At 45.8% G+C, this 20,590-nt stretch carries 20 protein-coding genes, 1 tRNA gene and 2 pseudogenes; 14 read left to right on the top strand and 9 right to left on the bottom strand.

Annotation, left to right across the window (positions count from 1 at the left end; all coding sequences use genetic code 11):
- Window positions 1-133: 133 nt before the first annotated feature.
- On the bottom strand, window positions 134-1,108 hold the full coding sequence (locus tag ACWJJ5_RS01865) for a LacI family DNA-binding transcriptional regulator (protein ID WP_003151514.1): 975 nt from the start codon (window positions 1,106-1,108) through the stop codon (window positions 134-136).
- Window positions 1,109-1,498: 390 nt separating this feature from the next.
- On the opposite strand from ACWJJ5_RS01865, the gene ACWJJ5_RS01860 reads away from it, so the two are divergent.
- The 4 genes from ACWJJ5_RS01860 (at window position 1,499) to ACWJJ5_RS01845 (ending at window position 5,592) form a co-directional block, all read left to right on the top strand.
- Window positions 1,499-2,731, top strand: a complete 1,233-nt coding sequence (locus tag ACWJJ5_RS01860; protein WP_102422875.1) for an MFS transporter — start codon at window positions 1,499-1,501, stop codon at window positions 2,729-2,731.
- 14 nt (window positions 2,732-2,745) lie between these two features.
- Window positions 2,746-4,215 (top strand): glycoside hydrolase family 32 protein, encoded by a 1,470-nt coding sequence (locus ACWJJ5_RS01855; protein WP_102422876.1) that lies wholly within the window; start codon window positions 2,746-2,748, stop codon window positions 4,213-4,215.
- Between the two features lie 214 nt (window positions 4,216-4,429).
- Window positions 4,430-4,505, top strand: a tRNA-Arg gene (locus ACWJJ5_RS01850).
- A gap of 199 nt (window positions 4,506-4,704) precedes the next feature.
- On the top strand, window positions 4,705-5,592 hold the full coding sequence (locus tag ACWJJ5_RS01845) for a tyrosine-type recombinase/integrase (protein WP_454022143.1): 888 nt from the start codon (window positions 4,705-4,707) through the stop codon (window positions 5,590-5,592).
- Between the two features lie 390 nt (window positions 5,593-5,982).
- Here ACWJJ5_RS01845 and ACWJJ5_RS01840 read toward each other — a convergent pair whose 3' ends face one another.
- From ACWJJ5_RS01840 to ACWJJ5_RS01825, 4 genes and pseudogenes are all read right to left on the bottom strand, one after another.
- The gene (locus ACWJJ5_RS01840) at window positions 5,983-6,834 is read right to left on the bottom strand and encodes a pentapeptide repeat-containing protein (protein ID WP_454022142.1); all 852 of its coding nucleotides are present in this window, start codon (window positions 6,832-6,834) and stop codon (window positions 5,983-5,985) included.
- A 95-nt stretch (window positions 6,835-6,929) separates the two neighbouring features.
- A pseudogene (locus tag ACWJJ5_RS01835) lies at window positions 6,930-7,080 on the bottom strand (DUF6262 family protein); the annotation flags it as partial.
- Window positions 7,081-7,085: 5 nt separating this feature from the next.
- The gene (locus ACWJJ5_RS01830) at window positions 7,086-7,397 is read right to left on the bottom strand and encodes a hypothetical protein (RefSeq protein ID WP_264101207.1); all 312 of its coding nucleotides are present in this window, start codon (window positions 7,395-7,397) and stop codon (window positions 7,086-7,088) included.
- Window positions 7,398-7,410: 13 nt separating this feature from the next.
- A pseudogene (locus tag ACWJJ5_RS01825) lies at window positions 7,411-8,429 on the bottom strand (lipase); the annotation flags it as partial.
- 395 nt (window positions 8,430-8,824) lie between these two features.
- Here ACWJJ5_RS01825 and ACWJJ5_RS01820 point away from each other — a divergent pair.
- Window positions 8,825-8,983, top strand: a complete 159-nt coding sequence (locus ACWJJ5_RS01820) for a DUF3237 family protein (RefSeq protein WP_079898226.1) — start codon at window positions 8,825-8,827, stop codon at window positions 8,981-8,983.
- Window positions 8,984-9,004: 21 nt separating this feature from the next.
- Window positions 9,005-9,493: a phenolic acid decarboxylase gene (locus tag ACWJJ5_RS01815; RefSeq protein ID WP_014305882.1), complete on the top strand. Its 489-nt coding sequence runs from the start codon at window positions 9,005-9,007 to the stop codon at window positions 9,491-9,493.
- A 40-nt stretch (window positions 9,494-9,533) separates the two neighbouring features.
- Here the strand turns inward: ACWJJ5_RS01815 and ACWJJ5_RS01810 are convergent, their stop codons facing one another.
- A complete protein-coding gene (locus ACWJJ5_RS01810) occupies window positions 9,534-10,052 on the bottom strand; it encodes a GNAT family N-acetyltransferase (protein WP_070082421.1) in 519 nt (172 codons plus the stop codon).
- Window positions 10,053-10,186: 134 nt separating this feature from the next.
- On the opposite strand from ACWJJ5_RS01810, the gene ACWJJ5_RS01805 reads away from it, so the two are divergent.
- Entirely contained in the window at window positions 10,187-10,816 is a 630-nt protein-coding gene (locus ACWJJ5_RS01805) for a YczE/YyaS/YitT family protein (protein ID WP_173613782.1), read from the top strand.
- 79 nt (window positions 10,817-10,895) lie between these two features.
- The gene (locus tag ACWJJ5_RS01800) at window positions 10,896-11,426 is read left to right on the top strand and encodes a dihydrofolate reductase family protein (RefSeq protein WP_109567228.1); all 531 of its coding nucleotides are present in this window, start codon (window positions 10,896-10,898) and stop codon (window positions 11,424-11,426) included.
- A 31-nt stretch (window positions 11,427-11,457) separates the two neighbouring features.
- Here ACWJJ5_RS01800 and ACWJJ5_RS01795 read toward each other — a convergent pair whose 3' ends face one another.
- From ACWJJ5_RS01795 to slrR, 3 genes are all read right to left on the bottom strand, one after another.
- Entirely contained in the window at window positions 11,458-11,658 is a 201-nt protein-coding gene (locus ACWJJ5_RS01795; RefSeq protein WP_014418938.1) for a hypothetical protein, read from the bottom strand.
- Window positions 11,659-11,806: 148 nt separating this feature from the next.
- Window positions 11,807-13,255: a carboxylesterase/lipase family protein gene (locus ACWJJ5_RS01790; RefSeq protein WP_173613783.1), complete on the bottom strand. Its 1,449-nt coding sequence runs from the start codon at window positions 13,253-13,255 to the stop codon at window positions 11,807-11,809.
- An 80-nt stretch (window positions 13,256-13,335) separates the two neighbouring features.
- Window positions 13,336-13,791: an HTH-type transcriptional regulator SlrR gene (gene slrR / locus ACWJJ5_RS01785; RefSeq protein WP_017418863.1), complete on the bottom strand. Its 456-nt coding sequence runs from the start codon at window positions 13,789-13,791 to the stop codon at window positions 13,336-13,338.
- Between the two features lie 244 nt (window positions 13,792-14,035).
- Between slrR and ACWJJ5_RS01780 the strand changes: the two genes are divergently transcribed.
- From ACWJJ5_RS01780 to ACWJJ5_RS01755, 6 genes are all read left to right on the top strand, one after another.
- Window positions 14,036-14,743: a YveK family protein gene (locus tag ACWJJ5_RS01780; protein ID WP_454022141.1), complete on the top strand. Its 708-nt coding sequence runs from the start codon at window positions 14,036-14,038 to the stop codon at window positions 14,741-14,743.
- 5 nt (window positions 14,744-14,748) lie between these two features.
- Window positions 14,749-15,429 carry a CpsD/CapB family tyrosine-protein kinase gene (locus ACWJJ5_RS01775; RefSeq protein ID WP_003151543.1) on the top strand — a complete coding sequence of 227 codons (681 nt, stop codon included), beginning with the start codon at window positions 14,749-14,751 and terminating at the stop codon, window positions 15,427-15,429.
- 220 nt (window positions 15,430-15,649) lie between these two features.
- Window positions 15,650-17,467 carry a polysaccharide biosynthesis protein gene (locus ACWJJ5_RS01770; protein WP_172614994.1) on the top strand — a complete coding sequence of 606 codons (1,818 nt, stop codon included), beginning with the start codon at window positions 15,650-15,652 and terminating at the stop codon, window positions 17,465-17,467.
- Window positions 17,468-17,482: 15 nt separating this feature from the next.
- Window positions 17,483-18,622 carry a glycosyltransferase family 4 protein gene (locus ACWJJ5_RS01765; RefSeq protein ID WP_014305877.1) on the top strand — a complete coding sequence of 380 codons (1,140 nt, stop codon included), beginning with the start codon at window positions 17,483-17,485 and terminating at the stop codon, window positions 18,620-18,622.
- Window positions 18,619-19,461 carry a glycosyltransferase family 2 protein gene (locus tag ACWJJ5_RS01760; protein WP_015387673.1) on the top strand — a complete coding sequence of 281 codons (843 nt, stop codon included), beginning with the start codon at window positions 18,619-18,621 and terminating at the stop codon, window positions 19,459-19,461. The genes ACWJJ5_RS01765 and ACWJJ5_RS01760 overlap by 4 nt, the downstream gene beginning before the upstream one ends.
- The gene (locus tag ACWJJ5_RS01755; protein ID WP_182069569.1) at window positions 19,454-20,590 is read left to right on the top strand and encodes a glycosyltransferase family 1 protein; all 1,137 of its coding nucleotides are present in this window, start codon (window positions 19,454-19,456) and stop codon (window positions 20,588-20,590) included. Before ACWJJ5_RS01760 ends, ACWJJ5_RS01755 begins: the two co-directional genes overlap by 8 nt.

Here is a 20,590-nt window from a genome sequence, read left to right as displayed (position 1 = left end):
TCCCATAAAACAAAAAGTTCAAACAGCAAAGTGGAAATGAGGATGATCAGCGCCGGAGCCTTGAGAAAATGATATGGCCGGAGCGCTCAAAATAGACCGCAGTTCCGTCGGTACATACGGCTGAACGGTCTGACTACGTTGTCCGTCCTTCCAAAAGCCGTACCGGCAAACACGTTTCCAGCGGCAAATCATCAAATTCGCCTTCAATTTCTTTTGCTAAAATCTCGATGGCTGTTTTGGAAATCAATTCGATCGGCTGCTGGATGGTTGTCAAGTCCGGCAGAACCGATTGAACGGTTTCAGTGCCGTCATAACCGATCACTTTTAATTGATTCGGGATGTCTTTCCCCCGTTTTTTAGCCTCGTTCATCACGGCAGCCGCCATGATATCATCGCTGGCAAAAATTCCGTCGGTGTCAGGCTGTTCATCGAATAATGTTGAAATAATATCATGGTAATGCTGATAAAAGGGTACTTCATATGTAATAGGCTTCCGTCCGTGTTCATGCATGACGTCTTCGTATGCTTTTCTTCTGAGGTTGGCCGGTGTTTCGAGTTCAATCGGGCCGTTGAGATGGACGATGTGCCGGCACCCTTTTTCAATCAGCAGTTCAGCCGCCTTTTTTCCGCCGTCATAGTTGTCTGAGCCGACGACGGGAATCGTGTCCGATAAGTAATGATCAATGGCGACAATCGGCAGATTCTGCTTGTGATAATTGAGAATTCCCCGGTTATAAGTCACGGCGATCACGCCGTCCACTTGGTTTCTTATCAGCATCTCCAAATATTTTTCTTCCTTATCCTTTCGATGTAAACTGTTGCAAAGCAGCAGTTTGTAGCCCATGGACGTACAAATGCTTTCAATATGAAAGGCGAGTTCGCCGAAAAACGGGTTGCTGGAGTTTGGGATGATAAGTCCTATTAAATTGGTTCGTTTTCGGAATAAAGAGCGGGCCAGATCGTTTGGAAAGTAATTGATTTCTTCCATCGCCTTGTACACTTTTTCTTTTGTTTTTTCGCTGATATAGCCGCGGTTATTTAATACCCGCGAAACGGTTGTAGAGGAAACTCCCGCTATTTTCGCAACATCATGAATGTTAGGCTTCATTCCCGTGCCCTCCTGCATACTGAAATGGCTTACAATTTCCGTCACGCACTTATTTTAGAGAATCAGGCTGACATGTGCAAGGACATTCCATGTTTCTGTTTTCATATAAAGAGGGTGCGTTTTGTTTGATTGGAATAATCAGAAAATCATATGTCAACCGATTGACATATGAAACCGGTTGACATACAATTCTTTTTGAAAGCGCTTTATTTATGGAGTGAAGGGAAGTGACGGGTATGGAGAGATGGCTGGCGGCAATAAAGTGAAGGAATCAAGCAGCGGCGGAAAGTAAGCGCTTACTCGGAGCTCGCATGTATGTGATGAATATGAAGAAGGAAGTATGCGGCTCTAAAACGGCTATTAAAAGGTCCTATTAAAGGAGCGGTGCAAATGAAAAGCTCAAAAAGTCTGTATTGGAAACTGAGTGCTTATTTCTTCTTTTTCTTTTTTACTTGGTCTTCCAGCTATTCTTTATTTGCGATTTGGTTAGGGCAGGAAATCAATTTAAACGGATCAGCGACAGGCATTATCTTTTCTGTAAACGCCGTATTTGCCCTATGCATGCAGCCTCTTTACGGTTTTATCTCTGACAAATTGGGGCTGAAGAAAAAGATATTGTTTATGATCAGCTGTCTTCTCATATTCACGGGTCCGTTTTATATCTTCGTCTATGGGCCGCTTTTACAATACAACGTCTTTCTTGGCGCCGTTGTCGGAGGCTTATATTTGGGAGCCGCTTTTTTAGCGGGAATAGGCGCGATTGAAACGTACATTGAAAAGGTCAGCCGTAAGTATGATTTCGAGTATGGAAAATCAAGAATGTGGGGCTCGCTGGGCTGGGCGGCGGCTGCATTTTTTGCAGGGCAGCTTTTCAATATCAATCCCAATATCAACTTCTGGATCGCCTCTGTTTCAGCCGTCATATTAACGGCCATTATCATGTCTGTGAAAATAGAAATGACCGATCATGAGAAAAACAGAGCGGAATCGGTCCGGTTAAAAGATGTGGGGCGGCTCTTTTTATTAAAAGATTTCTGGTTTTTTATGATGTACATTATCGGGGTGACTTGCATTTACGGCGTATATGATCAGCAGTTCCCGATCTACTATGCGTCTTTGTTTCCTTCAGTGTCGACGGGTAACCAAGTATTCGGCTATCTGAATTCATTCCAGGTGTTTTTGGAGGCCGGCATGATGTTTCTTGCGCCTTTTATCGTCAATAAGTTCGGAGCGAAAAACAGTTTGATTTTAGCGGGGTTTTTAATGGCTTTCCGCATCGTCGGGTCCGGAATTGCAGTTGAGCCTGTAGGCATTTCATCAATGAAACTCATCCACGCACTGGAATTGCCGATTATGCTGATCGCCGTTTTTAAATATTTGGCTGCCAATTTTGATACGCGTCTGTCGTCCGTCCTTTATCTCGTCGGTTTTCAATTCGCATCTCAGGCAGGCGCGTCGATTCTGTCGCCGCTTGCGGGAGGATTATATGACAGTGCGGGGTTCCGTCAAACCTATCTCATCATGGGATTCGTCGTCTTTGGTTTTACCGTCATCTCCATATTTACTTTATTGGGCCCGAAACAAAACAGCAGGCGTGTCCAGCGTCTGCAAAAAATCGGATAGAGAGGATGTTACAAATGGATAGAATTCAGCAGGCGGAAGAAGCTTTGAAGGAAGCCGAGGGTAAAGTAAAACAAAGGTATCGATTGGGGTATCATATTATGCCGCGGGCGAATTGGATCAATGATCCGAACGGGCTTATTCAGTTTAAAGGAGAATACCACGTCTTTTTTCAGCATCATCCGTATGATGAGCATTGGGGGCCGATGCATTGGGGACACGTAAAAAGTAAAGATCTCGTTCATTGGGAGCACCTGCCGGTTGCCTTAGCTCCGGGCGACGCATTCGATCAAAGCGGCTGTTTTTCGGGAAGCGCGGTCGATGATCATGGAAGATTGGCCCTCATCTATACAGGACATAATATAATTGATCAAGAGAAAGACCTATTCTATCAAACTCAAAATATCGCTGTCAGCCAAGATGGCACCGTGTTTGAAAAGCTTCAGGAAAACCCCGTTATTGCGGAACCGCCGGAAGACAGCGCCCGTCATTTCCGCGATCCGAAAGTATGGAAGCATCGCGATGTTTGGTATATGGTCATCGGCAACTCTTCAAAAGAAAATGTCGGACGGGTCGTTTTATACCGTTCACCTGATTTGCGTGATTGGGAATACGCGGGGGTTCTCGCCCAAAGTGACGGTAATCTCGGCTATATGTGGGAATGTCCTGATTTCTTTGAACTAGGCGGCAAACATGTCCTGCTGATTTCGCCACAGGGTATTGAAGCGGACGGTGATTCCTATCAAAATTTACATCAAACCGGCTATTTAATCGGTGACTATAATAATGAAACAAACAAATTTACACACGGCGCTTTTAAAGAACTGGATCACGGCCATGACTTTTACGCCGTGCAAACATTATTAGATGATAAAGGACGCAGAATTGCTATCGGCTGGATGGATATGTGGGAATCTGAGATGCCGACAAAAGCAGACGGATGGTGCGGTGCACTGACTTTGCCGCGAGAACTGACTTTGCGTGATGATCATAAACTTTTGATGAATCCCGTGGAAGAAACCAAGCAGCTGCGGAAAATGGAATATCGGGAATGTGCCGGACGATCGATTTCAGGGAGTTACTTGGCAAAGACGTCCGAAGACCTGCTTGAAGTCCGAGCCGTGTTTGATGTAAACGATTCTGATGCCGAAGCGGCAGGTTTTAAAATTCGCGGCCTTGACGAAGAAGAACTTGTGCTGACATACAATCTAACGGATAAAAAGCTGACACTTGATTGCACTAAGATGGGGAAAGCGAAAGACGGTGTGAGAAGGGTGCGGCTGGATGCAAACGGCAAGCTGGCGCTGCGTATCTTTATTGACAGATCCTCGATTGAAGTATTCGCCAATCATGGAGAAACAACGATGACAAGCCGTATCTATCCGAATGAGGGCAGATTGGGGATTGAGCTGTTTTCTGAGAAAGGCGCCGTAAAGGTTGAGGAATTCACCTATTGGACGTTAAAAGACATTTGGAAAAAAAGCTGAAACGGGTGATTGCCGCTTTTTCTGCAGCGGCTGGAAATGTACCGAGCCGGGGGCGTCCGCCTGAAATAAGTTTTTTGTGAAAATCAATGCCGTTAAATGATGCAGGATTATGCTGCATGAGGACGCTGCATAATCCTGTTGTGTGTAATCAAAAAAGAGTTGCTTTCTGTGCGTTTCTTTATTATAATATAAAGGTATCTGATTGAAAAAACGTGCGCTCGTAGCTCAGTTGGATAGAGCGGTGGTTTCCGGTACCACGTCTGTCGGGGGTTCGAATCCCTCCGAGCGCGTCCAATACGTTATAACCCCGTCATATCAACGTTTTACGACGGTCCGTTAAGCGTTAAGTGTACGAAAAGTGTCTGGAAGGACGCGAACCGGTAAAGAACGGGCCCGGCTTTAATCGGTCGGCTCGCTTCTCCTAAAACGAAATAGTCCGATTCAGCAAACGTAACCTCGCGGATAAATAAATCCGGGAGGTTTTTTGTTATGGCGGTTTTAAAACGGAGGCAAGGCGTCAGAAATCGACGCGAGACTGACGGAATAGTAAAGAGCTTCAAAGCGGTGAAGACCGTTCAGGAAGCGTTGGAAATCGTTTGCGAATTATATGTAACGGAGAATTACCGCGATAGAACGATCAATGATTACCGGAAGTATTGGGCCGAATTTATGGAGGTAGCCGGTATCATGCCGTCTGATAACGTAACGGACATCACGGAAGATCATCTGCGTTCTTATATTACAACGATGCTAAACATACGAGATCTTTCGCCTGTAACGATAAACATTCGTTTAGGCGGTATTAAATCGATCCTTAGCCGAATGACTAAGCGCGGCCTTCTAAACGAGAACCCCGCGAAAAGAGTAACAAAGCTGCGAGTCGATGAAAAGACGATAAAAATGCTCAGGGATAGTCAAGTGAGGCGTTTCTTCAAAATGATCGATAAAGATACGTTTCCGGGCTTTCGCGATTATGTTGCGTTCCTTATTGCGCTGAAGTGCGGGCTTCGATCGAATGAGCTTGAAGGACTCAAGCCGGAAGCACCGGAACGGGAAAACGAATATGTTATTTCTCAAAGCAAATTAAAGTTCTTACAGAATACGTATGCTGCGTTTAAGTCTGCGGTCAATACGTTTGTTAGCGATCGCAGATTAACGAACAAGCTGTACGGTATATACCTTGCGCATACGTTGTATTTAAAAGGCGTGTATGCTGCCGATATTCTTCAAGGAATAGGACTGGAAGCCGTTCGTCAAACGTTTATCGCGACTAAACGGAAGCCTATCTGCAACTTGGCCGGCTATTATAATGGCGTGCTGGATCGGATGCTGGACCGTTTGCTTTCAGATCGATTCGATGACCTAGTTGTTACTTGATTTCCGCAATCAACCGATCTAGTTTTTTGGCTATTTCGCGCTCCATCGACGGCAAGACGTGGCTGTACGTTCCGTGCGTTGTTTTAATATTCACGTGACCAAGACGTTCTTGTACTAATTTCGGCCTCACTCCGATACTAACGAGATATATCGCGTGAGATGATGCAAGTTCATAACTTTTCAATTGATATATTCGGAAAATCCGGATGGCACAGTATTATCAAGACCTAAATTATAAAAATCCTCAAAAATAAAGGAAAGCATAAAGCATATATTATACATGACTAATATGTGCTTTCCTTTTATTCAATTAAAGCGTCCTTTTCTGGAATAAGACTGATAGTAGGACCATCTTCAAAAAGTTTCCTTCAATACACAAACTGAACAAAATTAGTTAATCCAATGGGAAGGTCGTTGTATATGAGAGGGGAATGTTGTCTTTACATCACCTTTAGCCGAATTAATTTGCATTTGAGTTAAAAACATACTCGTAGATAAGTCTGCTCCCCTTAAATCAGCATCGCGCAAATCAGCGCCAATAAAATCAACACCTCTTAAATCTACATTCCTCATATCTGCAGCAATTAAATATGCTCCCCTTAAATCTAACGCCCTTAAATCTTTACCTCTTAATTTTTTGCCAATCCAATCGGCTCTTTCGTAATTATAATTCTTGGCATTTTTAGTGTCAGGTAACTTTGAAATTAAGCTTTCCCGAATATACTCGCTGGTTTCCGAAAGCAATTTGTTTAATGGAAATCTGTACACCACTAGATCAAGAGATAATAATTCTTCAGCATCGAGTTTTGTTAAGTTCTGCAATTCTTTTAACTGCACACTCAATTTATCAGACAAAGCATGGGGAATGTCATACGACAAGGCTTCTGCCGTGTACGCAATCATTTCATGTATTTGTTCCATGATCGGAAACACTCGGAACATTTTTTCTCTAATTTCAGGATTATCTCGCCAACTTTGACCTTTAAAAGTAATTTGAGAAACAACTTGTCCAGAACCTAAACAGTCAAACACTGTACAGCCCTTAAAACCTTTCTCTCGTAAGTTGCTGTGAATTTGACAACCATAATCAGATTGTAAATTAACACAAGGCGCACCTGCTGGCTTGTTAATTGGAAAATCGCTTGATGCTACAAAATTAAGCGCTGTGCAGCAAAGTCCAAAGCACTTCGTACAATCAGCCGTTAAACTTTCTCTAATATTTTTGGCTGTTTCATTATCCATTTTTATACCCTCTTATCTTTAGTTAAATAACTTTTGAGTTTATTATACAAGATTCCTAAACAATCTTGATTGTTAAATAATAAATACCTTGTCAACTAGAACTTTTTGTAGACTTCTGCATACGCTACTTTTAATTGGTTTCTAAAATCTTTGTTCTCATGCTCTAGTCGCTTAACTTTCCGCTTTAATGACTCGATAATCGCATCTTTTTTTGTTCATTTCATACTTAACTTGCTTTGCAGAGGGGCTTTTTATCTCGTTTTAAAGCTATTAACGAAAGTTTCTCCGTCGTTCTCCACATTAACAATAAGCTTGGCACTTTCACTGATACGCTGAGCAAGTGCTTTTTGCGCTTTTCCCTCGAAACTGTATAAAAGGACTGAATAAACATCGTTTAATTCTTCCTGCAACGAATTCATTTCGAACTTTGGTTTAAGGTTTTTTCGAACCGTCTCAAGTTTAGTATTTGCCATTTGCGTCATACCTGCTTTTAACATTTGACGCTGCAGCTGTTTTCGCATTGGATCATCTTTATGTTCTAAAAGGTTATCTAACGTTGGCATTGCTTTGTCACTCCTATAATCTTAGCCAATTGGCAAGCATTTGATCTTTTTCCTCAAAGTCGTCGGCGATTTTATTCAAGAAACCGCCTATTTCCTCAAGGTCTGTAATCGCTGCCTGTAGTGAATCTATGAATGATTGTTCAGCTTGTGTGTCGTAAAATATCGGTCCTTTATCGTAAGATTGGGCTATATCCTCTAACGTATTTGTTACATCCTGTGAATTAAGCTGATCATAAAAGCCATGCCCAACTTGGCAGTAAAATTCCGTTTTCAGCTCGGCGATTTTTTCATCGTGCTCCTGATATGCGTTCTGCGCTTCTTTTTTCATCGTCCGCAAATCCTCAGTCAGGCCTGCACCTTTTCAGCCAGCTTCTTTGCGTTTTTCGGCGTTACTTTTATCGCGTCTCCGCTTCCGATCGCACCGGCCGGCAGAAGAGCGCCGAGGTTTTTGTCGAAGACTAACTAATCTCCGTTCGGATTTGTGATGTTTCCGTTTCGGTCAAATATGAAATTCGCTTCGTTTAAGCCGTGTGTATCCGGATTTCTCAGAATGACGGTAGTGAAGAAATAAGCGAGATTCTTGCCGATCTGCTCGTTTAAGTTCCCGCCAAGCCGCTGCTTCCGGCTGAACTGTGAGAGCGAGGGGTTTTTCGTATAAATTGTTGTCCCGTTGTGGCGGTCATATTCGTTCCAATAACCCGCCCCGACCATGTCGTCCGGATTGATAATGGACCGGATGTAAGGATCGTATATGCCGCTGTTGATGTCTTTCTGTGTTTCCTCATCGTGCAGTTTCACGACGGAAGGACTGTTAAACGCGACGGCATACACATCATTATTCACCGCGCTGTATTCGGCCTCAGCGCCGCCGAGTGAATGGCCGGTTGTTGAAATAATCGTTGACGTTCCGGCATACTTTTTCTTTACGCTGCGTACCAGCTGATCGGCTTGATCGATTTGCAATGTTTTCGTTATCAGCTTATACTTTCCGGTTGTTAGCATGGCGTCTTGAGAGGGCGTTCCATTGTATTTGGGCGGGATAGAGGTATTTGGCTATTACAACGGTGATACATCGAATAAATTTGATGGTATTTATGATAAAGCAAATGACAAGATCATGGGGCACTCAATAGACGCTGTAAGTAAGAAAGGATGCAGAGATAAAGATTGTGATTACTAAGAAGACGCTCGTCTGCGTTTTTTATAGATGAGCTTAACGAAAAAGACAAGGGTTTCGGCATGTGCCGCCCTTGTCTTTTTTTATTGAACACTGTAAAACATAACCGGAAACAGCTCATTATTTGACAGTCCATTTTAACAGCGTTACAATTAAACGTGTAAATAGTTACATGTTTAAATAAACATAATGTCTCGGGAGGTGATACGTCCTTGAATGAACTTTCTTTAAAAAAGTCATTCATGAGTCAGTGAACCGCATCATTGATCCCGAGCACGTGTATTTCCGCACTGTGCCTGTGTTTGAAACAAGCAGTGAGGCATATCAGCATCTGCAGGACCGGCTGTTTATCGGGGCTGCGGTCAGATTGCCGGATGACATTCGGTTAGATATTTATGAAATTCAATAATAAGATGGAGAGTGAGCCAACATGGAAAACTTTATCGGAAGCCATATGATTTACACGTATGAAAACGGCTGGGAGTATGAAATCTATATTAAAAATGATCATACCATCGACTATCGGATTCATAGCGGAATGGTAGGCGGCCGCTGGGTGCGCGACCAGGAAGTGAATATCGTCAAGCTGACAGAAGGCGTATACAAAGTGTCATGGACTGAACCGACAGGCACAGACGTTTCCTTAAACTTTATGCCGAATGAAAAACGGATGCACGGAATTATTTTCTTCCCGAAATGGGTGCATGAGCATCCGGAAATCACAGTGTGCTACCAAAATGATTACATTGACGTGATGAAAGAGTCACGTGAGAAATATGAAACGTACCCGAAATATGTCGTTCCCGAGTTTGCGGATATTACGTATCTCAACAATGCGGGAATCAATAACGAAACATTGATTTCAGAAGCGCCGTACGAAGGAATGACCGATGATATCCGTGCGGGAAAATTAAAATAAGAGAAAAACCCGGCAGCTTGGCCGGGTTTTTTGTATCCTTTTACGACAGGGTTTTGGTCATGATAAAGTCGACTTGTTTATCATCCCCCATATAAAAAGAGTGTTCTCCGGTTTGGACAAACCCCATTTTTTGATAAAAGGCGATTGCATTTTCGTTTTTTTCCCATACGCCCAGCCAGATGTTCTTTTTATTGTGTGCTGTTGCGATTTTCACAGCTTCATTCAGCAGATATTTGCCAAGCCCGTGTTTCTGATGGCTTTTTCTTATATAAATTCTCTCAATCTCAAGAGAGTCTTCCCCCATTTTTTCTGACTGTGCTTCGTTCATGTTGACTTTTACATACCCCGCAAGGTCATGATGATAATAAACAAAATAGAATTGAGAAGACGGATTGGATAATTCCTTTTTCAGCTGTTCAGAGCGGAATGCATTTTCCAAATAAGCTTTCATATTTTCAGGTGAATTTTGATCTTTAAATGTATCATTGAATGTTTCAATGCTTATCTCCCGGAGCTCTGTTATATCGTTAAGGCTGCACTTTTTTAATTTAATACTCATGGTCATACAGCTCCTTTCTTCATTTATCATATCAGCTGTTTTTTTTGTTGTGTTTGCAATAAAAATACCGTATAGTAAACATATCGTAATTTTGTTGTATTTGCAACATAAAATTAGAAAATGAGGACGATAAAGTGAAATATGTTTTTTATGTTTTAGGAATCATGATCTTGACCTTTGGTATTTCTGTCACGATTCAATCAGATCTTGGAACGTCGCCTTTTGATGCGCTTATTGTGGGATTGTCCGTCCATGCAGGGCTTACCGTGGGAAGCTGGGAAATCATCATTGCTTTCCTGTTAATTTGCTGTAATTCAATGTTAAAAAGGCAAAGACCGGAATTTTCAGGGATGATTACGGCGTTTATAACGGGAATCGGGATTGATATGTGGCTTTTTTTTCTGCATCGAGTCATAACGCCTGAACTATGGTACGGAAAGGCGGGCTGTTTTGCAATCGGTTTAGTTGTGATAGGGATAGGAACCGCAACCTACCTGCACACAAATTTCGCACCGATCCCGGTTGATCGGTTAACGTTAATTGTCGGCGAATTAACCGGGAGAAGCATCTTTTTTTCAAGAACGGTCATTTACTTCATATTTTTCATACTGGCCGTGATGCTAAAAGGTCCGGTAGGCATCGGAACGTTATTAACCGTTTGTTTAGGAGGGATCATCCTTCATTTCTTTATGCCGATTACCGGAAGATGGATAGACGGCATATTAACAGCATCTCCAAAGCAGGAAGAAACGAAAACCCGGTAACGGCGGTTTTTATCCGATTCTATCATTTTTCATGTCACCTGCATGTTTAAGGTATAATAAAAAAGGGGGAGGGATTTTTATGAGCGGTCAAAGAAAGCTCGTTTTTTACGGAGCTGTCAGCGCAGATGGCTATCTTGCGCGGGAAAATCATTCTTTAGATTGGTTAATCGGAACTGAAGGTGAAGACAGCACCGATTATGAAGCTTTCTATGAATCTGTCGATACGATCATTATGGGCAGAAAAACATACGAGGAAATATTGGTTTTATTCCCTGAGGAATTTCCGTACAAAGGTAAAGAATGCTATGTGTTTTCGCGGACATTGACCGGGCGTACTGAACATGTGCGGTTTATTCATGAAGAGCCTGCCGATTTTATAAAAGCATTGAAACGCCAAGAAGGCAAGCGGATTTGGATTGTCGGCGGGAGTGATCTGCTGCACCCGGTTTTGGAGGAAAAACTTGTCGATGAGTTTATCATTCAGATCGCCCCCGTTCTGCTCGGCCGCGGAATTTCTTTGTTTAAACCCGGAGACCGGGAGACAGGACTGAAGCTGACTGATGTCAGGCGTTACAAACAATTTGCGGAGTTGCATTATGAAGTGAGATAAAATGAAAGGTATGAAAGAAACCCAGTAAAGGTTACCGGGTTTCTTTTTCATGTTTGTTTTTATGTTTTGAAATGGTGTGGGCCGGACCGCATGAAAACCCTGCAACCATGATAACAACCCCTATCCACCTCACGGCATAGAAATCAGTGTCGCGCAGGAAGATAAATGAAACTAAGGTCATAAGCGCCCCGATTATAACGGCAGCTGTGCCGATAATACTTGATTTCTCCATATAAAAACTCCTTTATGAATGTTTGGTTAACGTATTGGGTTGGAATATAACATATCAGGGGTAATGCGGAAATGGATATGCTGCGAAGCTGACTGATGTCTGTAAGATGAAAATGAAACGCCAAGGGAGCCGGCTCCCTTGGCGTTTTTTAGGCTTGAAACAGGATGCGGCGTTTTGCGGAATCGGGATCACTTTCGACAGCGGTATCCGTGTTGAAAAGCAAAGTTTCGCGTGAATCGGTTTCATATTCAGGCCAATTGAAGTGAGAGGTGTTCGGGTTTCCGGTTTTTGCAAAAGCGAGCCATGCGGATTGGATTTGTTTGGAAAGCTGTTCTGCGTCATCACCGAACGGCTCTTGCAGCGTCTTTCTCAAAGAATCAAAGTTTCCGAACACAAACGGCAATTCCAGAGCGTGAACGGCTTTATGAAACGGCGGTGTTTCGCCATGCCAATCAAAGCGGTACATCCAGACCGGTGCGTGTTGCGACTGTCCTTGTGCGAAAGCGACAGCCGGCCGCCAGAAAATCAGATCCGTCATCATATCGATTTGTCCCGTTAATGAATGCGGATATAAATCTGCCGCTTGCTCGGTGCAGTTTTCTCCGAGGTAATAATGCAAATAATCTTGCTGCTTTTTCTCGGAATGAATGTCTGTATCAGGGGTGAAAAACAAATATGCTTCATCACGATTGGTTCCGATGATCATAGGTATGCCTTCTGCGGCCCCGTCTGCTATGGCTTTCACCGGTTCCGCAGGCAATGTGGCCGGATCGATGGCGGGCTGAAACAAAAGCTGAAAAATGTTTTGATCCAGTGAGCGCCGCACTTTATCCGCAGTCTTAAGCAGGTCATTAACGGAAAGCTCCTGCAATTGATCAGTGCCGGCTTCATGAATAAATGCCGCCGCGATGTCTTTTGCCATGTCCGCCGGGATCGTATGAGAGGCGCCGCTTTCTAAAATGGCTTTATGAAACAGGCCTTTTGCGTCAGGCATTGCCATAAGTGAGGCGATGCTCATGCCGCCTGCCGATTCACCAAATATCGTGACGTTATCCGGGTCTCCTCCAAATTCGGAGATATTGTCCCTCACCCAGCGCAGCGCGGCGACCTGATCGAGCAGCCCGATATTGGCGGAATACGCGTCATGAATAGAAGACAAATGTAAAAAGCCGAACGGTCCGAGCCTGTAATTGAGTGTCACGACAATGACATCTTCCTCAGCGGCAAGGGCAGATCCGTCGTAAAGCGGTTCGCTTCCGGCACCTAAATAAAATGCCCCGCCGTGTATCCATACCATGACAGGCTTTTTTTCGCCCTCTGAATCGGGGGCGAAAACGTTGAGGTAAAGGCAATCTTCAGATTGAGGCGGTATATCCCCGGAAAACGATATGGACAGCATATCATCCGGCTGCGGACAAACCGGTCCGAACGAATCGGCATGTTTTACGCCGTCCCAAAGTGCGGGCGGCTCCGGCGCTTTAAATCTCAGCTCTCCGACGGGCGGCTTCGCGTACGGTATGCCCTTCCATGTGCGGGCACCGCGGCCGGCAGTTCCTTTCAGTGCGCCGCAGCGGGTTTGAACGGTAAGTTTTGTCATGATTTCATCCCCTTTTTTCTTTTCATTATAAACAGAGATGAAGGCATGAAGCGAATAAAAGCCCTTTCATCAGCATATCATCAGTAACGCTTCCGTTCTAAAAATGATCTGACTTCCTGAACGGACAAGCCGAGTTCTTTTGCTTCCTGCATCAGCGCTTTCCATTCTTCAATGTTGGATTCAGTCAGTTTTCTGTTGCGGTAGGGTGCGGGCTCCGGCCGTTTTTCAGTCAGTTTGTTCGTAAAGGTGAACAGTTCTTCTTTCGGCATGCCCGACTGCACGGCCTGCACAAGGTGGATGCGCCACTCATCTTCTGTGTCTCCCATCTGATGCAGCATCGTTTCGGCATCAAAAAGCTCCGTCAGATCGACCTGAAGGGTGGCGGATACTTTTTTCAGAAATTGGATGGACGGATTTGAGTGAACCCCCCGTTCTATCTTGCTTAAATAAGATTTAGAGACACCTGCTTCAACTGCTAGCTGATTAATAGAGTAGCCTTTTCTTCTGCGGTATAAACGAATTATTCTTCCAATCATTGTGCTGAATTCTCCCCTGTATACTGGCATTTTTTTGTTCATTATAAGAAATTTTTCGTTCTTTATAAAATTTAAAATTATAAGGGAAGTGCAGTAAATAAGAGGAAAATCATGATAATGTTCTCTAAAAAGAACCAAATGGCTTAATTTGAAATTTTCAAATTTCGACCTTTTCTTTTATAATCCAATCATTAACAGAAGGGGGCGTTTAAGCCTGATGCAATAAGGATGAGGCTGTAATTACATGAATGAGAATATGAGTTTTAAAGAATTATTTGACATTATTAAACACAGACTTTTACTGATTTTTATCATGACAGCAGTTGTAACGCTGGTGACGGGATACATCCAATTCCGGGTGGTTTCGCCCGTTTATCAGGCATCGACCCAAGTGCTCATTCATGAAACAAGCGGTGAAAAAAATTCGAATCTCAGCGACGTTCAGCTGAATCTTCATTACAACAATACGTTTCAAACGATAATGAAAAGCCCGGTTGTGCTTGAGAAAGTGAAACAGAAGCTGCATCTTTCTGAGACGGCATCCGCTTTAAAAGCAAAGATCAAGACAAGCAGCGAAACCGATTCAGAGATCATTACCGTAGCGGTGCAGGACGAGAACCCGAAACAGGCCGCCGCTATAGCGAACACGCTGATGAAGACATTTAAAAAAGAAGTCCGTGACAGGATGAATATAAAAGGCGTCATTGTTTTGTCCGAGGCAAAAGCATCGGAAAGCCCGATGGTCAAGCCTTCGCGCATCAGGAATATCATGATGGCGTTCGGTGCGGCTCTCATGGCGGGTGTGACGCTTGCGTTTTTTCTCCACTTTCTTGATGAAACCGTTAAAAGCGAGCGGCAGCTCAGCGAAAAAACAGACTTGCCTGTTTTAGGGGTTGTGTATGACATCAAAAATCAGCAGACACGGTCTGATGAAAAACATTTCGGGGAGTGAGGCGTTTGGGATTCAGAAAAAAGAAATCAAGAAGGGGACTGGCTCAAATATCCGTTTTACATCACAAATCATTGGTGGCTGAACAATACCGCACCATTCGGACAAATATTGAGTTCTCCTCTGTTCAGACCCATTTGCGCTCTATTCTCGTCACTTCCTCCGTTCCGGGAGAAGGAAAGTCATTCAGCGCCGCCAACCTTGCCGCGGTATTTGCGCAGCAGGAAAAAAAGGTGCTGCTCGTCGATGCGGATTTACGAAAACCGACGATACACGAGACCTATCAGCTTGAAAATGTACAAGGCCTTACGAATGTGTTAGTCGGAAACGCTTCCCTCGGCGAAACGGTGCAAAAAACGCTGATTGATAACCTTTACGTCTTAACGAGCGGGCCGACGCCGCCGAATCCGGCTGAGCTTTTATCTTCAAAGGCGATGGGAGAGCTGATTCAGGAGATGTACAGCCGGTACAGTCTGGTTATTTTCGATTCACCTCCGCTTTTGGCGGTGGCGGACGGACAGATTTTAGCGAACCAGACAGATGGAAGCGTTCTCGTCGTCTTGAGCGGAAAAACGAAAATGGATACCGTCCAAAAGGCGAAAGACGCGCTTCAGCAGTCTAAGGCAAAGCTTTTGGGGGCGCTGCTGAATAAAAAGAAAATCAAAAAAACAGAGCACTACTCGTATTGAGCGGTGCAGGTGATGTCTCCTTACCTTTATCAACGGAGGCACTCGGCTCTGCTGTGGGCGGCGTTTTCCGCTGCCTTAGATGCTGGTCGTCGGTGGCGGGGTGTGAGGACGGGTTAAATGCCCAATTTATCTTAAGATGATGCATTGTTATCGGCTTAGCTGTTATGTCTGTTTTTACGAAAACCGTATCAGCTAAACCGATAAATGAGGAGGGGAAAGATTGACTTACCGGAGAAGACTTTCAATGATTTTTGCATTGGATACGTATCTCGTTTTACTTTCCGTTGTTATAGGATATCAATTTTTTGAGGATTCTTATCACTTTTATGACTCCGGAGCGTTGCTGCTGACTGCCGTAAGCATGCTGATCAGCCATCATGTATGCGCTTTTATGTTTCACCAGTATAAGCAGGTATGGACGTATACGGGAATAGGCGAGCTGCTTGATCTGCTGAAGGGGATCACGCTGTCCGCAGCTGTGACAGCCGCCGTCCAATACGGGGTGTTCCACACGATTTTATTCCGGCTGTTAGCCGTCAGCTGGATGATTCAGCTATTGTTCATCGGAGGAAGCCGGATGATTTCGCGCGTACTGAAAGAAACGATCGGCAGGAAGCAAAATGACTCTTCCCGGGCGCTGATCATCGGCGCGGGCGCAGGAGGAACGCTGCTCGTCCGTCAGCTTACCCAGAAAAACGATCTTGGAATCATGCCTGTGGCTTTTATTGATGATGATCAGACGAAGCATAAGCTCAAAATTATGGGCCTGCCCGTCATCGGCGGAAAAGAAAGCATTATGCCGGCGGTGCAGAGGCTGAGAATTCACCACATTATCATCGCCATTCCGTCTCTTTGCACCCATGAGCTTCAGACGCTGTACAAAGAATGTGTACAGACGGGCGCCCATATTAAAATCATGCCGCAATTTGATGAGATCCTGCTCGGAACGCAGGCTGCCGGACACATCAGGGATGTGAAAGCCGAAGATCTCCTCGGCAGAAAGCCGGTCACCCTTGATACGAGCAAAATTTCTGACAGCATCAAAGGGAAAACGATTCTGGTCACGGGCGCCGGCGGCTCTATCGGTTCTGAAATCTGCCGCCAGATCAGCTCGTTTCTTCCGCATGAAATCGTCCTTCTCGGCCACGGGGAGAACAGCATTTATTCGGTGCATAACGAACTGTCCGCACGCTTCGGCAAAGAGGTGCTTTTTCACGCGGAGATCGCCGATATTCAGGACAGAGATAAAATCTTTACCTTGATGAAAAAATACGAGCCGCACGTCGTCTATCATGCGGCCGCCCATAAACATGTGCCGTTAATGGAACATAATCCGGAAGAAGCCGTCAAAAACAATATTATCGGCACGAAAAATGTCGCCGAAGCCGCCGATATGTGCGGAACGGAAACATTCGTGCTGATTTCTTCTGACAAAGCGGTCAATCCGGCCAATGTCATGGGCGCGACGAAGCGGTTTGCGGAAATGGTCATCATGAACCTCGGAAAGGTCAGCAACACCAAATTCGCCGCCGTCCGTTTCGGGAATGTGCTCGGAAGCCGCGGCAGCGTCATTCCGATTTTCAAGAAGCAGATTGAAAAAGGCGGACCCGTCACCGTCACGCATCCGGCGATGACAAGATATTTTATGACGATCCCCGAAGCGTCAAGACTCGTCATTCAGGCGGGGGCGCTTGCAAAGGGGCGGCAGATTTTCGTTCTGGATATGGGAGAACCCGTCAAAATCGTCGACTTGGCAAAAAACCTGATTCATTTATCAGGCTATACGACAGAACAGATTCCCATTGAATTCTCCGGTATCCGCCCGGGAGAAAAGATGTATGAAGAACTGCTGAATCATAATGAAGTACATACGGAACAGATTTTTCCGAAAATCCATATCGGGAAAGCGATCGACGGGGATTGGGCCGTGCTCATCCGTTTTATGGAGGAATTCAGCCGTCTGCCTGAAGATGAGCTGAGAAAACGGCTGTTTGAGGCGATCGAATCAGTACATGAAGAAGCGGCCGCAGGTGTGTGATGGGAGGACAGAAAGATGACGAAAAAAGTATTATTCTGCGCCACTGTCGATTATCATTTTAAAGCCTTTCATCTTCCGTATTTTCAATGGTTTCAGGATATGGGGTGGGAAGTGCACGTCGCGGCAGGCGGCAATATGAATCTTCCGTTCGTTGATGAAAAGTTTTCCATTCCGATCCGGCGCTCGCCGTTTCATCCCGAAAATCTTTCTGTTTACAGGCGGCTGAAACGGCTCATTCAGGACAACGGCTACGACATGATTCACTGTCATACGCCGGTCGGCGGCGTGCTTGCACGCCTTGCGGCGAGACAAGCGCGCCAAAAAGGGACAAAGGTGCTGTACACCGCGCACGGCTTTCACTTCTGCGACGGAGCGCCCCTGAAAAACTGGCTTCTTTATTACCCGATCGAAAAATTTCTCTCTTCTTACACGGATTGTTTGATTACGATTAATGAAGAGGATTACGAACGGGCCAAGCAAATGAAAAAAACAGCTTGCGGCGCGAAGAAAATACACGGCATCGGCGTGAATACAGACAGGTTTCGCCCTGTGAGCCGGGCAGAGAGTGAACGTCTGAGAGAAAAACACGGCTTCGGCGCCGGGGAATTTATCCTCATATACCCCGCTGAATTAAACGGCAATAAAAACCAGGGACTTCTCATTGAGGCTGCGGCACTGCTGAAGAACCGCATTCCGGAGCTGAAACTCGTATTTGCCGGAGAAGGCGCGATGGAAGAGCCGTACAGAAAAAAGGCTGAATCACTCGGGGTATCCGACATTGTGCGGTTTTACGGTTTTTGCCGTGACATTCATGAGCTGATTCAGCTTGCCGATCTGTCTGTCGCCTCAAGCATCCGCGAAGGGCTCGGCATGAATCTGCTTGAGGGGATGGCTGCCGAAAAGCCCGCCGTTGCCGCAGACAACAGGGGGCACCGTGAGATCATCGAAGACGGTGTGAACGGTTTTCTCGTGCCGGCAGGGGACAGCGCGGCATTTGCCGATCGGATTGAAAAGCTGTACCGATCCCCGGGTCTGCGAAAAGCAATGGGACAAGAAGGGCGCAGGACGGCGGAATGTTTTTCAGAAACACGTACGGTAAAGGAAATGGCGCACATTTACGCCGGTTATATGGATAAAAAGGAGAAAAGCGTATGAATGCAGGAGCACAACCGAAAATTTCCGTCATCATGGGAATTTATAATTGCGAAGAGACTTTAGCGGAGAGTATTGAATCCATCCTGAGCCAATCGTATAAGAATTGGGAACTGATTATGTGTGATGACGCGTCAACTGACGGAACGTATCAGATTGCGCGCCGTTACGCGGATCATTACAGCGACCGGATCACGCTGATTCAAAATAAGACGAATCAACGGCTTGCCGCTTCGCTGAACCGCTGTCTGACATACGCAACGGGGGATTATATCGCCAGGCAGGACGGTGATGACATCTCCAACCCGAGGAGACTGGAAAAACAGGCCGCTTTCTTAAACAAGCACGCCCACTATCAAGTCGTAGGCACGGGGATGCTCGTATTTGACGAATTCGGCGTCAGGGGCGCCCGGCTTTTGCCGCCCGTGCCGAAACCGGGAATTATGGCGAAAGGCACACCGTTCTGCCACGGCACCATTATGATGCGGGCTGAAGCGTACAAAGCGCTTGGCGGCTACCGGTCAGTCAGGCGGACGCGGCGGATGGAGGATATCGATTTGTGGCTGCGCTTTTTTGAAGCGGGTTTCCGAGGGTACAACCTTCAGGAAACGCTGTATAAAGTCAGAGAGGACAGTGATGCGTTTAAAAGGAGATCGTTTACGTATTCCATTGATAATGCGGTGCTCGTTTTTCAGGCATGCAGACGGCTGAAGCTGCCGATTTCCCATTACGCGTATATCGCAAAACCGCTCATCCGCGCCATTACGCCGCCCGCGGTCATGAACCGTTATCATAAAAACAGGGACATCCGCCAAAAAGAAGGGCTTGCCGAACATGATTGACAAACCGATGCGGGTGCTGCACATCTTCAGCGGGATGAACAGGGGCGGCGCAGAAACGATGATGATGAATTTGTACCGGAAGATGGACAGAACGAAGGTGCAGTTTGATTTTTTAACCCATAGGAACGATCCGTGCGCTTATGACGAGGAAATTCTCGCTCTCGGCGGACGGCTTTTTTATGTGCCGAGCATCGGCAGCACAAACCCGATTACATTTGTAAAACAGGTCAAGCGGGTGATTCAGGAAAAAGGCCCGTTTGCCGCCGTGCACGCCCATACCGATTTTCAGTCGGGATTTATCGCGCTTGCCGCTCGTTTAGCCGGCGTCCCGGTGCGGATCTGCCATTCGCACAGTACGTCGTGGCGGGGGCGGGCGTCGCGGCTTGCCGGGATGCAGCTGTTTGTGTTCAGACGGCTGATCACGGCAAACGCCACGGCACTGTGCGCCTGCGGAAAAGAGGCGGGCCGTTTCTTATTCGGGAAAGAAAAAGACGTGCATCTTTTGCCGAACGGCATTGATCTCGACCTATTTGCCGGCGGGTGCGCGGATACAGAAGCTGAAAAAAGGAAGCGGGGCATTTCAGACGGCCGTTTGGTGATCGGCCATATCGGCCGCTTTACAGAAGAAAAAAACCACGAATTTCTGCTCCGGCTGGCCGCTGATATGAAAGAGCGGGGCATCGGCTTACAGCTGATTCTCGCCGGAGACGGTCCGCTTCGCACCGATATGGAAAATCTGGCGGCGAAGCTGGGGCTTGATGATGATGTGCGTTTTATCGGCATAGAAGACCACGTTCATGATCTGCTGAAAACGCTGGATGTATTTGTCATGCCGTCTCTTTATGAAGGGCTGCCCGTCACGCTCGTTGAAGCGCAGGCCTCCGGGGTGCCGTGCGTGATATCAGACGGCATAACGGAAGAAGCCGATGCCGGGCTCGGGCTGGTCAAAAGGCTCAGCCTCAAAGAACCGCCAGGACAATGGGCATCCGCGGTTTTACGGGCAGCAGAGGCGGCAAAGCCTGACGGAGCGCGTATTAAAGAAACCCTCAGGCGGCTGGGATATGATGCGGGAGAAAATGCGGGGGCTGTTATGAAGCTTTACAATATGAATTGGAAAAAGGAACAGTAA

Source organism: Bacillus sp. JK74 (assembly GCF_053663395.1).
The sequence above is the reverse complement of the archived record's forward strand: the minus strand, read 5'-3'. Positions and strand labels throughout refer to the sequence as shown.

Bases quoted from the DNA above. Each gene is read 5' to 3' on its own strand.
- ACWJJ5_RS01865 (WP_003151514.1), bottom strand. From the start codon at position 1,108: ATGAAGCCTAACATTCATGATGTTGCGAAAATAGCGGGAGTTTCCTCT.
- ACWJJ5_RS01860 (WP_102422875.1), top strand. From the start codon at position 1,499: ATGAAAAGCTCAAAAAGTCTGTATTGGAAACTGAGTGCTTATTTCTTC.
- ACWJJ5_RS01855 (WP_102422876.1), top strand. From the start codon at position 2,746: ATGGATAGAATTCAGCAGGCGGAAGAAGCTTTGAAGGAAGCCGAGGGT.
- ACWJJ5_RS01845 (WP_454022143.1), top strand. From the start codon at position 4,705: ATGGCGGTTTTAAAACGGAGGCAAGGCGTCAGAAATCGACGCGAGACT.
- ACWJJ5_RS01840 (WP_454022142.1), bottom strand. From the start codon at position 6,834: ATGGATAATGAAACAGCCAAAAATATTAGAGAAAGTTTAACGGCTGAT.
- ACWJJ5_RS01830 (WP_264101207.1), bottom strand. From the start codon at position 7,397: ATGCCAACGTTAGATAACCTTTTAGAACATAAAGATGATCCAATGCGA.
- ACWJJ5_RS01815 (WP_014305882.1), top strand. From the start codon at position 9,005: ATGGAAAACTTTATCGGAAGCCATATGATTTACACGTATGAAAACGGC.
- ACWJJ5_RS01810 (WP_070082421.1), bottom strand. From the start codon at position 10,052: ATGAGTATTAAATTAAAAAAGTGCAGCCTTAACGATATAACAGAGCTC.
- ACWJJ5_RS01800 (WP_109567228.1), top strand. From the start codon at position 10,896: ATGAGCGGTCAAAGAAAGCTCGTTTTTTACGGAGCTGTCAGCGCAGAT.
- ACWJJ5_RS01795 (WP_014418938.1), bottom strand. From the start codon at position 11,658: ATGGAGAAATCAAGTATTATCGGCACAGCTGCCGTTATAATCGGGGCG.
- ACWJJ5_RS01790 (WP_173613783.1), bottom strand. From the start codon at position 13,255: ATGACAAAACTTACCGTTCAAACCCGCTGCGGCGCACTGAAAGGAACT.
- slrR (WP_017418863.1), bottom strand. From the start codon at position 13,791: ATGATTGGAAGAATAATTCGTTTATACCGCAGAAGAAAAGGCTACTCT.
- ACWJJ5_RS01780 (WP_454022141.1), top strand. From the start codon at position 14,036: ATGAATGAGAATATGAGTTTTAAAGAATTATTTGACATTATTAAACAC.
- ACWJJ5_RS01765 (WP_014305877.1), top strand. From the start codon at position 17,483: ATGACGAAAAAAGTATTATTCTGCGCCACTGTCGATTATCATTTTAAA.
- ACWJJ5_RS01760 (WP_015387673.1), top strand. From the start codon at position 18,619: ATGAATGCAGGAGCACAACCGAAAATTTCCGTCATCATGGGAATTTAT.
- ACWJJ5_RS01755 (WP_182069569.1), top strand. From the start codon at position 19,454: ATGATTGACAAACCGATGCGGGTGCTGCACATCTTCAGCGGGATGAAC.